This window comes from Ruania zhangjianzhongii, from assembly GCF_008000995.1.
Taxonomy (GTDB): domain Bacteria; phylum Actinomycetota; class Actinomycetes; order Actinomycetales; family Beutenbergiaceae; genus Ruania; species Ruania zhangjianzhongii.
On the sequence record NZ_CP042828.1, the window covers coordinates 1,953,803 to 1,965,561 of the forward strand.

The 11,759-nt window shown below is 68.2% G+C and carries 11 protein-coding genes, 1 tRNA gene and 3 pseudogenes; 11 read left to right on the plus strand and 4 right to left on the minus strand.

The genetic code is table 11. The annotated features are described in order from the left end of the window. Window positions 1-11 precede the first annotated feature (11 nt). The 3 genes from rsfS to FU260_RS09155 all read left to right on the plus strand — a co-directional run bounded on the left by rsfS (window position 12) and on the right by FU260_RS09155 (window position 1,165). Complete coding sequence (gene rsfS, locus FU260_RS09145) at window positions 12-416, plus strand: ribosome silencing factor (protein ID WP_147916775.1); 405 nt, start codon at window positions 12-14, stop codon at window positions 414-416. Then, a complete protein-coding gene (locus FU260_RS09150) occupies window positions 413-1,060 on the plus strand; it encodes a histidine phosphatase family protein (protein WP_147916776.1) in 648 nt (215 codons plus the stop codon). Before rsfS ends, FU260_RS09150 begins: the two co-directional genes overlap by 4 nt. A 32-nt stretch (window positions 1,061-1,092) precedes the next feature. After that, window positions 1,093-1,165 (plus strand) — tRNA-Ala (locus tag FU260_RS09155). Window positions 1,166-1,213: 48 nt separating this feature from the next. Here FU260_RS09155 and FU260_RS24120 read toward each other — a convergent pair. From FU260_RS24120 to FU260_RS09165, 3 genes and pseudogenes are all read right to left on the minus strand, one after another. Then, window positions 1,214-1,456, minus strand: coding sequence for a hypothetical protein (locus FU260_RS24120; protein ID WP_235912175.1), 243 nt, complete (start codon window positions 1,454-1,456; stop codon window positions 1,214-1,216). Between the two features lie 113 nt (window positions 1,457-1,569). After that, window positions 1,570-2,409: pseudogene (locus FU260_RS09160) on the minus strand (DDE-type integrase/transposase/recombinase); the annotation flags it as partial. Window positions 2,410-2,739: 330 nt separating this feature from the next. Beyond that, complete coding sequence (locus tag FU260_RS09165) at window positions 2,740-3,540, minus strand: sulfite exporter TauE/SafE family protein (protein ID WP_147916777.1); 801 nt, start codon at window positions 3,538-3,540, stop codon at window positions 2,740-2,742. A gap of 93 nt (window positions 3,541-3,633) precedes the next feature. On the opposite strand from FU260_RS09165, the gene FU260_RS09170 reads away from it, so the two are divergent. After that, entirely contained in the window at window positions 3,634-4,383 is a 750-nt protein-coding gene (locus FU260_RS09170) for an AraC family transcriptional regulator (RefSeq protein ID WP_244951273.1), read from the plus strand. Window positions 4,384-4,589: 206 nt separating this feature from the next. On the opposite strand, the pseudogene FU260_RS24690 reads toward FU260_RS09170, so the two are convergent. Then, window positions 4,590-4,861 (minus strand): annotated as a pseudogene (locus FU260_RS24690) (DNA-processing protein DprA). On the opposite strand from FU260_RS24690, the pseudogene FU260_RS24600 reads away from it, so the two are divergent. The 7 genes and pseudogenes from FU260_RS24600 to FU260_RS09205 form a co-directional block, all read left to right on the plus strand. Then, a pseudogene (locus FU260_RS24600) lies at window positions 4,815-4,943 on the plus strand (IS3 family transposase); the annotation flags it as partial. The pseudogenes FU260_RS24690 and FU260_RS24600 sit on opposite strands and share 47 nt — an antisense overlap. Before the next feature lie 191 nt (window positions 4,944-5,134). After that, window positions 5,135-5,632, plus strand: a complete 498-nt coding sequence (locus tag FU260_RS09180; RefSeq protein WP_147916779.1) for an RNA polymerase sigma factor — start codon at window positions 5,135-5,137, stop codon at window positions 5,630-5,632. Beyond that, on the plus strand, window positions 5,629-6,270 hold the full coding sequence (locus tag FU260_RS09185; protein ID WP_147916780.1) for a methylated-DNA--[protein]-cysteine S-methyltransferase: 642 nt from the start codon (window positions 5,629-5,631) through the stop codon (window positions 6,268-6,270). Before FU260_RS09180 ends, FU260_RS09185 begins: the two co-directional genes overlap by 4 nt. Before the next feature lie 131 nt (window positions 6,271-6,401). Continuing rightward, on the plus strand, window positions 6,402-7,751 hold the full coding sequence (gene phnA, locus FU260_RS09190; protein ID WP_147916781.1) for a phosphonoacetate hydrolase: 1,350 nt from the start codon (window positions 6,402-6,404) through the stop codon (window positions 7,749-7,751). A 49-nt stretch (window positions 7,752-7,800) separates the two neighbouring features. Next, window positions 7,801-9,105, plus strand: coding sequence for an MFS transporter (locus FU260_RS09195; protein WP_147916782.1), 1,305 nt, complete (start codon window positions 7,801-7,803; stop codon window positions 9,103-9,105). A gap of 19 nt (window positions 9,106-9,124) precedes the next feature. Further along, window positions 9,125-10,237, plus strand: coding sequence for a zinc-binding dehydrogenase (locus tag FU260_RS09200; protein ID WP_147916783.1), 1,113 nt, complete (start codon window positions 9,125-9,127; stop codon window positions 10,235-10,237). Window positions 10,238-10,265: 28 nt separating this feature from the next. Further along, window positions 10,266-11,750, plus strand: a complete 1,485-nt coding sequence (locus FU260_RS09205; RefSeq protein WP_210418229.1) for an aldehyde dehydrogenase family protein — start codon at window positions 10,266-10,268, stop codon at window positions 11,748-11,750. Window positions 11,751-11,759 lie beyond the last annotated feature (9 nt).

Genomic DNA, 11,759 nt, shown 5'->3' on the forward strand with positions numbered 1-11,759 from the left:
CAAGGAGACCTGTGCCCGCCGATGACCGTTCCCGTCACCTGGCCGTGGTGGCCGCTCGTGCCGCCGCCGACCTGAAGGCCCGGGAGGTGATCGCCCTCGACGTGTCCGAACGGCTCGTGCTCACCGATGTGTTCGTGGTGACCTCCGGCTCCACCGAACGTCAGGTACGCGCGATCGTGGACACCGTCGAGGAAGCGATGCACGCCGAAGGCGTCAAAGCCCTCCGCCGCGAAGGTGTGACCGAAGGGCGTTGGGTGCTGCTGGACTACGGCGACATCGTGGTACACGTCCAGCACGACGAGGACCGCGTGTTCTACGCACTGGAACGGCTGTGGAAGGACTGCCCGGTGGTGGAACTCCCGGAGGATGCCCGCGGCGCAAGCGGGGAGAGCGGCGAGAGTACGGCCGAGGCGTGAGCGCCTCGACGGTACTGCTGTGGCGGCACGGGCAGACCGACTACAACGCCGGCGGCAAGCTGCAAGGGCAGGTGGACATCGCTCTGAACGAGATCGGACGCGCGCAGGCCGCCGCCGCGGCCGAGGTGCTGATGAGGGTACAGCCGGTACGTATCGTCAGCTCGGACCTGAGCCGGGCGCACGCTACCGCCCAGTCGCTGGCCGAGCGGGTCGGTATTGACGTGCACCTGGACGAGCGGCTGCGCGAGCGCGGGTTCGGGGAGTGGGAAGGCCTCACGCATCCGGAAATCGCCGAGCGGTGGCCGGAGCAGTTCCAGGTCTGGACCGGTGGCGGTCACCCGGACGGGGTCGGCGCCGAGACCCGCGGTGGCACGGGGCAGCGACTCGCCGCGGCAGTGCGCGAGCAGGCCGCAGCCATGGACGGCGGTGTGTTGGTGGTCACGTCCCACGGAGCGGCGATCAGCTCGGGCATCACTAGCCTGCTCGGTCTGGATGCCGAGGATTGGCGCGGAATCACGGGCCTGGGCAACTGTCACTGGTCCGTCCTGCGGGAGAATCCGGGGTCTGAACCGGACTGGCGCCTGACGGCGCACAACGTTGGGCTGGAAGGTCCTGATTTCACACACGGGCCGAGCATCCGCTAACCTGTATCCGGCCCGCGAGGGTCGCCCGACTCGGGGCTATGGCGCAGTTGGTAGCGCGCTTCCATGGCATGGAAGAGGTCGGGGGTTCGAATCCCCCTAGCTCCACGTTTGTGAAGTCTCGGGACATCGTTCGCTGGTGTCTCGGGACATGGTTCACGTGGCAGGGCCCTGGTTTTTTCCGGGGTCCTGTTTCTTTTTCTGGTAGCCGCGGGTGAGGTCGATGGTGAACTCGGCCAGGGTGGTGTTGGTCTCGAGGTCGGCGACGAGGACGTTGTCGTGGTCGATGAGGAGTCGGACGGCGCGGCCGTTGTGGGCTCGTCCGAGGCCGAGGTGGCGCATCTTGCCGGCGTGGCGCAGGGAGATCTTGCCGTGTTGGTCGACGCGGTCGGTGCGCACGGTGTATCCACCGGGGCCGAGTGGGGTGTGGGAGCGGCTTTAGGGGTGGCGGCGTAGGCCTCGGTTGGGGTCTGGCGGTTCAGCGCCCGGTGGGGTCGTGCGGTGTTGTACCAGGTGTGGAAGGTGTGGAGTTGGCTTTGCAGGGCTGGGATGTCGGGTGCTGGGGGTTGGGCGCTTAGCCAGCGTTTGAGGGTCTGGTGGAAGCGTTCGATCTTGCCCTGGGTCTGGGGGTGGTTCGGGGCGCCGTTGAGCTGGCGGACGCCGTGGTCTTGCAGGGTGCGTTCGAAGGAGTTGAGGGTCTTGATGGTGCGCCGGCCCTGGGCGAAGCGGGTGGTGAAGACCATGCCGTTGTCGGTGAGCATCGCGGCGGGGGCGCCGTAGGTGTTGGTCAGGTCGAGGAAGGTCGCGGTGACCAGGGGGCCGGTGACGGGGGTGAGTGCGCGGGTGGTGAGTAGGAGGCGGGAGTGGTCATCGAGGAAGTTGAGGATCTCGGTGTCGGTGCCGTCGGCGAGGGGCCAGTGGGTGAAGTCTGCTTGCCACATTTGGTTGGGCTGGTCGGCGGCGAACATGTGCCAGGAGGAGCGGGGGCGTTTGCGGGGTTGGGGGGTGACCAGGGCATGGTCGCTCAGGATGCGGTGGATGGTGGCGCGTGATGGGCAGGGTAGTCCTTCGCGTTCTAGGCGCATGGAGATCGTCATCGCGCCGGCGTCCTGGCCGGTGGTGGACAGTTCATGGCGCAGTTCCACGATGCGGGCCAGGACGTGGGCGGGTGTGGCGTGAGGGCTGTGGTGGGGCCTGCGGGAGCCGGGGTCGAGGGCGTCCAGGCCTCCTTCGCGGTAGCGGGCCAGGAGGATCTGCACCCAGCGACGGGAGACGCCGTAGCGGCGTGCAACCTCGGCAGGTCGTAGCCCGCTGTCGATGATGGACAGCACGATCACGCGGTTCTTCGCCATCGCTCATTGTGTGAACGATGTCCCGAGACATCACCAGACCCCGGCCGCGAAGGATGTCGCGAGACAGATGCGAACTATGTCGTGAGACCAGACACCCCTAGCTCCACGTTTGTGAAGTCTCGGGACATGGTTCACGTGGCAGGGCCCTGGTTTTTTCCGGGGTCCTGTTTCTTTTTCTGGTAGCCGCGGGTGAGGTCGATGGTGAACTCGGCCAGGGTGGTGTTGGTGTCGAGGTCGGCGACGAGGACGTTGTCGTGGTCGACGAGCAGGAGCAGCCGGGCCTCACCATCGAGACCCGGCAGGGCCGGTCGATATGAGTCAGCAGAGGCCTCAGATCAAGGACGCAAGCATTGCAACTAGCACCAGGAGAAGTAAGCCCACGTAGGTCCACGCGTGTGCTCCGTCACGGATGCGGGGTGGTCGACGACGCAAGGCCACAATGACAGGAACGGCGCCAAGAAGGAGAAGCGCCGCAGCGCCGAGGTCTACGATCCCGACCGCGAACACGGCTCCGTGGATGTCCGCTGTGTGTTGGGCGGCGAGGAATACGAGACTGGCCGGAACGCTGATCGTGAGTGTAAGCGGATTCGCCAGTGCTGTGGCCTGTCCCATAGGGAGGCCGGAGCGGCGTAGAACCGGGACGGTCATGACGGATCCGCCGACTCCGAGGAATGCGGCAACGGCTCCGATCGGTGTGCCTAGTACGGTCGGGATCGCGATCCGTGTGGAGGCGCCTTTCGCGTGGCCGGCGGGGCGGAGGAACCCCGGTCGAGCGAGGACATCAACGATGGTGAGCGTGAGGTAGAGAACGAAACCCCATGAGGTGATCTCAGCGGGGACGGCCAGCGCGAGTATCGCGCCGAGTAGTCCGCCGAGAGCGAGCAGGAAAAGGAGAGGTAACCGGCCGCGCAATCGTGCGAGTGTCGAACGGTGCGTGGACGAGGTGGCCACGGACGCGTTGATCACCATAACGACTGCCGAAGTCGCCACCGCGACTGTGCCCGCTGCGCCACCGGCCGCGGCATCAGCCCACACGATGACAGGTACGGTGACGAACCCGCCTCCGAAGCCGAACAGCACGGTCGTCAAGCCGGTCAGGATGCCGATGAGAATGAGCGCGAGGACTGTCACTCACCCCATTCCAGCCCGCCCCGCGCCTACAGGCATTCGACTGCCGGGCAGATATCATCGAGTTTCAGCCAGTAGTCTGTTGATGTGCGGAATGTGAAGCTCGCAGAGGTGGATGCTCTACCGGCCGCAGTGCTGCCGATCGCGACTGTCTATCCACCGGACCACCTGCTGATTTGGCATGAGCACCGCCGCGCGCAGTTCCTCTGCGCGGCGACCGGGACGATGCAGGTTGAGACCGATGAAGGCGCTTGGACGGTGCCGACCGAGCGCGCAGTACTGATCCCGCCACACACGCGACACCAGGTGCAGATGCTCGGTGTGGAGACCAACAGCCTCTATATCGACCCCGCAGCTGTCCCCGAGTGGCCGAACGCCTGTCGCGTGGTCGAGGTCGGAGCTTTACTACATGAACTGCTGCGGACTGCAGTCGACATCGACCCTCGAGGCGAGATCGGCGAGCGCGACAGCACGGTGCTCACTCTGATCCTGCACGAATTGTCCCGACTCGCCGAAGTTCCCCTGCACGTGCCGATCCCGCCCGAGGAGCCGTTTGGTCGCTTGTGCCGCCAGTACCTCGCGGTTCCGGACCTCGCTGTTGGGAACTCCCAATGGGCGCGCGAAGCTGGGATGAGCGAGCGGACGCTGACCCGCAAATTCCGCGACGAGATCGGGATGAGCCCTGCAGCCTGGCGGTCCCGAGCCAGACTCCTCGCCGCCATCCCGCTCCTGCGTCACCAGAGCGTCACTGACGTGGCCGCCCGACTCGGCTACGCGACGCCCGCAGCGTTCTCCTACGCCTTCACTCGTGCTTTCCATGTCGCTCCATCGCGACTCAGCCGCTAAATTGCAGGTGAATGCTTGCCGCCGACTGAAGAGGCGGAGACTTGTCCGGCTGGTCCGCGATCCAAATGTGAGCCAAACCAGAAAGTCAGAGGGCACGGTCGGGCTGGTCCTGTTCGAGATCGAAGTCGTCGAACCCCTGACCGGCGTCCCCGGCCTGCCGGCGCTGGCTCCGTGCTGGTCGCGCTGGTGATCGGCCCAGCAACCACCTAGCCACCACGCCCGAGCGCGTGTGCTTCCCGAGCGACGGCTCCCGCGTCGGATCGTGCGCCGGCCTCGACGACCACCGTCGCGGAAGATAGCGCCGCGAGCAGGCGGCCGCGGGCGATGAAGCGTGCCGGGTCGGGGTCGATCCGGGTGGCATCTCGCTCGTCAGCAGCCCGACCTCGACGACACCTTGCAGCAACTCGCTGTGCCCGTGGGGATAGGGACGATCCAGGCCTCCCGCCAGGACCGCGATCGTCACCTGGATCGAGCGCACTTACCACCGCCGTCGGCGCCAGGACGCTCTCGGCCGGTTGACCCCCATCGAGTACGAGACCATCATGACCGCACCAGCCACCCGGGATCGGTCAGCCCGCCCGGATGCCTCGGCCTCACCAGCTTCGTCGGCGCGCTCGGTCAAGCAGCCTCACGAGCGTCGGATGCACCTTTGAAGGAACAACTGGGTAGAGTTAAGGGCGTCTGATGTGGTGCCCAGCGCACTGGCAGACCTCACACTCCAGCCCGCTCGCGCGTCTACGGTGTGATGACGATGAACGAGCCGTTCGAGAAAGCCGTCCAGCGGCACGGCGCCACCGTGCTCCGGGTCTGCCGTGCCGTGCTCGGAGCCGGGCCGGATGCCGACGACGCGTGGTCGGAGACCTTCCTCGCGGCCCTGCGCAGCTGGCCCGACCTGGACGAGGCCACGAACGTCGATGCGTGGCTGGTGCGGGTGGCCAAGCGCAAGGCCGTGGACATCGCCCGCAAGCGGGCACGGCATGCGGTCCCGACCGGTGAGTTGCCCGAGCAGCCGTCCCGGGCCGGGATCCCGGGAGCTGGTGACCACGAGCTGTGGCAGGCCGTCGCGGCCCTGCCCGAACGGCAACGGCTCGCGCTCGCCTACCACTACCTCGGCGGGCTCGCGCACGCCGAGACCGCCGAGCTGATCGGCGGGAGCGCCGCAGCCGTACGCCGAGCCGCCGCCGATGGCATCAAGGCCTTGAGACAGCAGCCGTCGTTCGACGAACCCAGGAGAGGAGCAGACCGATGACCGAGAAGACCGAGAGCGGCCCCGGCCGCGAGGAACGACCCGGCGAGGGCGGTCCGGAGCGCCTGTTTCCCGTCTCCGCGACCGAGCTGGACCGGCTGCACATCCGCCTCGTCGAGCGCGCGCAGGACGAGGAGCTGCTCGACGTCGCCTACCGCACGATCGACTCCCCGGTCGGGCCGCTGTTGCTGGCGGCGACGGCGAAGGGGCTGGTCCGGGTGGCCTACCAGCGCGAGGGGTTCGAGGCGGTGCTGGACACACTCGCCACCAGGGTCAGCCCTCGGGTGCTGGAGTCCCCGGCGCGACTCGATCCGGTCGCCACCGAGCTGGAGGAGTACTTCACCGGTACCCGGCACAGCTTCGACCTGGCGCTGGACCACACGCTGTCCACCGGCTTCCGGCAGCTCGTGCAGCGTCACCTGCCGCAGATCGGGTACGGCCACACCCAGACCTACCAGCAGGTCGCCGCCCTGGTCGGTAATCCGAGGGCGGTCCGCGCCGTCGGGAGCGCCTGTGCGACGAACCCGCTCCCGGTGGTGGTGCCCTGCCACCGCGTGCTGCGCACCGACGGCAGCCTGGGTGGCTACATCGGCGGACTGGCAGCGAAGACGGCGTTGCTCGACCTGGAACGAGCCGCCTAAGCACAGGCGGATCCGGCCCCGGGCGGATCCGGCTATCGACGCGATAGCCAGAACAGGGGTTCCGAGAACGCGGTGCTGCCGGGAGAGTGGCAGGCAGTGAGCAGGACGCCTTCTACTGAGGAGTACAGCCCGTGACCGCCAGGACGTTCACTGTGAACGAGCGCACCTACACCATGCCGGACGCCCCGGTCGTGGTCATCTGCATCGACGGCAGCGAACCCGAGTATCACCTGGAGGCGATCAAGGCCGGCAGGATGCCGTGGCTGGCCAAGACCCTGGACGCTTCCGGCTCCTCCTGGGAGGCGCACTGCGCGATGCCCGCGCTGACCAACCCGAACAACCTGTCCATCGCCACCGGTCACCCGCCGGCGGTGCACGGCATCAGCGGCAACTACATCTTCGACACCGAGACCGGTGAGGAGGTGCTGATGAACGACTCGCGCTTCCTGCGGGTCCCGACGATCTTCGGCGCCGCCAACGATGCCGGTCTGGACGTGGTCGTGGTGACCGCGAAGGACAAGCTGCGCCAGCTGCTCGGCGCCGGCGTCGTCGAGTCAGGGCCCAGCCTGGAGGGCACCGGCGAGTTCGTGGCCCCGCGCCGCACCGGCATCTGCTTCTCCGCGGAGAAGGCCGATCGCGCCACGCTGGCCGAGAACGGCATCGAGAATGTGCTCGACCTGGTCGGTCGCCCGCTGCCGAGCGTCTACTCCGCCGACCTGAGCGTGTTCGCGCTGGCGGCCGGCGTCGAAATCCTCGAGACCCGCGGTGCGGACCTGATGTACCTCTCGCTGACCGACTACATCCAGCACAAGCACGCCCCCGGCACCCAGGCCGCCAACGACCTGTACGCCGAGATCGACCGCTACGCCGCTGCGCTGGACGCGCTGGGTGCCGTGGTGGTGCTCACCGCCGACCACGGGATGAGCGCCAAGACCGATGCGTCCGGGGCTGCGAACGTGCTGTTCGTCGAGGAGGAGGTGCGCCGCATCCTCGACAGCACCGACGTCGAACCCGGTACGGACGACCTGCGGGTGATCCTGCCGATCACCGACCCCTACACCGTGCACCACGGTGCGCTCGGCTCGTTCGCGAGCGTCTACCTGCCCGAGGGGGCCGATCGGGACGCCACCATCGCCGCTCTGCGGGAGATCCCTGGCGTGGAGAGCGCCCTCTCCCGCGAGCAGGCGGCCGAGACCTATGCCCTGCCCGCCGACCGGATCGGCGACATCGTGGTGCTCGGGACAGCAGCGACCGCCGTCGGCCGGTACGCCGCCTGGCACGATCTCTCCGGCCTGGACGCACCCCTGCGCTCCCACGGTGGGCTCGGTGAGCTGCAGATCCCGTTCCTGATCAATCGCCGACTGCCCCGACCGGAGCAGCTGAGCGTGCCGTTCGGCCAACCGGCGTACGTGCACAACTACGACGCGTTCTGGGTCGCGACTTCCCTTCTCACCCAGCACACGGCAGCTCCGGCCGCGTGACCGCCGGTCCGGCCTCGAGCGCCGGGCCCGATGAAGACAGGTGACGACGATGTCCAGTACTACGCAACGCCCTGCCCAGCTGCAGGAGGTCGGCGAACGCGGGTACTCCCGCTGGAAGTGGCGAGTGCTCATCGGGGCGATGCTCTGCTACCTCTTCTTCTATACCGGCCGGCAGACGTTCGGGTTCGCCATCCCGGGCATCGAGGAGGAGTTCGGCGTCGACAAGGCCGCCCTGGGCTGGGTCAGTGCGGCGATGCTTTGGTGCTACGCCGCCGGGCAGGCGATCAACGGCAACCTCGCCGACAAGTTCGGCGGCCGCAAGCTGATGACCCTCGGCGCCATCCTGTCCACCATCCTGAACTGGGCGACCAGCTTGTCCATCGGGGTCAAGTCCCTCGGGCTGTTCTGGGGTCTGAACGGTTACGTGCAGGCGATGGGCTGGCCCTCCGGTGGCAGGGTCATCTCCAACTGGTGGGGGCCGCACGAGCGCGGTCGGGCGTTCGGGTTCTACACCCTTGCCGCGGGGATGGCCTCAGTGCTCGCCTTCGTGAGCTCGACCGTGATCGTGGAGATCCTCGACCTCGTCTGGCGGTGGATCTTCCGCCTGCCCGTACTGCTGATGTTGGTCGGTGGGATCACGTTCTACCTCCTTGCTCGAGACAACCCGCACGCGGCCCGGATCAAGCCTCCGCCGTCCTACGCTGACCAGGCCGAGAAGTCCGAGACCGGGACCACCCAGGCGAAGACCGGGCGCTCCCTCGACCGGTACAAGGCCGTGCTGCGCAACCCGAAGATCATCATCACCGGGTTGGCGATCGGCTTTCAGAACTCTGCCCGCTACGGTCTGCTGATCTGGGTCCCGGTCTACTTCCTCGGCACGAACTGGGAGGAAGCAGGCGCCCAGGGGGCCATCAACCCGGCTTGGATCTCGGTGGCGCTGCCGGTCGGGATGGCCGTCGGTGCGCTGGTCAACGGACAGCTCTCCGACCGGGTGTTCGGCTCCCGCCGGGACCGGCCGATCATGATCTTCATGGCACTCGGTGCCGTCTGCGCGATGACGATGTTCCTCGCCCCGCTGGGCACGGTGGCCGGCATCGCCGTGCTGTTCCTGACCGGCTTCTTCGTCTACGGCCCGCAGTCCTCCTTCTGGGCCCTGTGCCCGGACCTGGCCGGGAAGCGGCTGGCCGGGACGGCCACCGGGATCGTGAACTTCTTCGCCTACCTGTTCGCCGGTATCGGCGAGCCGGTGATCGGAGCCGTGATGGACCACACCGGCAATACTGGCCTGGTGTTCCCGATCGTTGCCGGTGCCTGTGTGGCCAGTGCGCTGATGGCCTCGTTGATCCGACGCTGAGGAAAGGCAAAGGACTGCTATGACGCCCAGGACTACGGCCACCACTCCCACCACCGAGGGATCTGACCTCGCGCAGAGCGGCACCGCGGCCATCTGGTCGGGTACTGCGGACCGGTTCGCGATCGAGCCAGTGCCCCTGCCCGAGCTCGCATCCGGTGAGGTGCTGGTCCGCACCGAGCTCGCCACCATCTGCGGTAGCGACCTGCACACCATCAACGGCGACCGGGACACCCCACTGCCCACTGTGCTCGGGCACGAGGCGATCGGACACGTGCTGGCCACCGGCGGGGGCGTGCTGGCTGCGGACGGGCGGCCGGTCACTGCCGGGGACCGGATCACCTGGACGATCGGCACCTCCTGCGGTCTGTGCCGCCGCTGCCGGCGCGGCATCGGTCAGAAGTGCGAGCAGGTGCGCAAGTACGGCCACGAGGCGATGGACGAGCACTGGCAGTTCAACGGCGGGTTCGCCAGCCTGGTGCACCTGATTGCCGGAACCGGGCTGGTGCACCTGTCCGAGGAGGTCCCCGCAGCAGTGGCTACACCGGCGAACTGCGCGACGGCAACAGTGACCTGCGCGGCCCGGCGGGTGGACCTGGCCAGCGACGATGTCGTCGTCGTGCTCGGCTGCGGCATGCTCGGACTGACGGCGATCGCCTACGCGAAGGATGCTGGGTGCGAGACGGTGATCGCCTCCGACATCGATCCGGAGCGGCTGAAGCTGGCCAGCACTGTGGGCGCCTCCCACACCGTGGCTCCCGACGAGCTGGCAGCCACCACCGCAGCACACGGCGCCGACGTCGTCATCGAGCTGTCCGGCAACAGCCACGCCGTGCAGTCCGCGTTCGACCTGATCGGCCTCGGCGGCCGGATCGCGCTGGTCGGGTCGGTCTCACCCGCCCCGGAGATCAGCTTCGAGCCGAGCGGCTACGTGAGGAACCTGACCACGGTGGTGGGCAGCCACAACTACCGGGTCGACGATCTGGTGGAGGCGGTCGCGTTCCTGGAGCGCACGCCCGCCCAAGCCACCTTGGCCGGTCTGGTCTCGGTGCCCTACCCCCTGGCCGAGATCGAGACCGCGGTCGAGGCTGCCAACAGCGGCGCCGCACCGCGGGTCGCCGTGGCCCCGAACTGACCCGCCCTGAACCTCTGAGGAGTACCCCGTGACCCAGCTGGACCTGACCCAGCCCCTGGACTTCGCCGTCGAGGACCATCACGTGCAGAACTACGTGGCCGGCCACTGGACGCCGAGCAGCACCGGCCAGACCCGGCCGAACCTCAACCCCGCCGACACCCGGGACGTGATCGGGGAGTTCACCGAGTCCGGGGCGGCCGACGCCCGGGCCGCCATCGACGCCGCCGAGGCGGCGCAGGCGGACTGGGACGCGCTCGGTCCGATCGGGCGGGCCACTGTGCTCACCCGGGCTGCCCGGCTGATCGAGGAACGGATCGACGCGTTCGCCGCAGCGATCACCCGGGAGCAGGGCAAGCGGTTGTCGGAGGCGCGTGGTGAGGTCACCCGCGGGCTGGCGATCCTGGAGTTCCACATCGGTGAGGCCCGGCGGATGAACGGGGAGACCACGGCCGCCGAGGAGCCGCGGACGATGGTGCTCACCTTCCGCCGTCCGATCGGCGTCGTCGGCCTGATCACGCCGTGGAACTTCCCGCTGACCATCCCGATCTGGAAGGTCGCACCCGCGCTGCTGTCCGGCTGCACCGCTGTGCTGAAACCGTCCCCGCTCACGCCGCTGACCGCGGCACTGCTGGTGCAGGCGTTCGCCGACGCCGGAGTCCCCACCGGGGTGCTGAACCTGATCCAGGGCGACCGGGAGGCGGGGGAGGCGCTGGTGGCCGATCCGCGTGTGGCCGGGATCTCCTTCACCGGGTCGCTCCCGGTCGGTTCGGCGATCAACCGGGCCGGTGCCGGGCGGCTGATGCGCACCCAGCTGGAGCTGGGCGGCAAGAACGCGCTGATCGTGTTGGCAGACGCCGACCTCGATGCGGCCGTGGAGGCGATCATCCACGGTGCCTACGGCCAGTCCGGCCAGCGGTGCTCGGCCACCAGCCGGGTGATCGTGGACCGTGCGGTGCACGCGGAGCTGATGGCTCGGCTCACCCCGCGGGTGGAGTCGATGGTGATCGGGCCCGGCAACCAGTCGGATGCGGACATCGGACCGGTGGTCAACGACGAGCGCCACCGGGCCTGCCTGGCCGCGATCGAGGGTGCGATCGCCGCCGGGGCCACCCTTGCCGCGGGCGGTGGTGCCGCCGAGCTGGACCAGACCGGCTACTACATCCGGGCCACGCTGCTGGACGATGTGGCCTGGGACTCCGAGCTGGCCCAGGAAGAGGTCTTCGGACCGGTGCTCTCGGTGATCACCTGCGACGGGTACCAGGACGCGATGCGGATCTCCAACTCGGTGAAGTACGGCATGTCCGGCACGATCTTCACCCAGAACCCCTCACTGATGTTCCAGGCACTGCAGGACTTCGAGGCGGGGATGCTGCACGTCAACCGGCCCGGGGTGGGCGCCTACTCGCACCTGCCGCACATGGGTGCCAAGGCCTCCCAGCTCGGCGCGCCAGAGTGCTCACCCGAGGTGTGGAACTTCTACACCGACCTGCGCTCGGCCTGTATCCGCTACTGACGGCTCGGC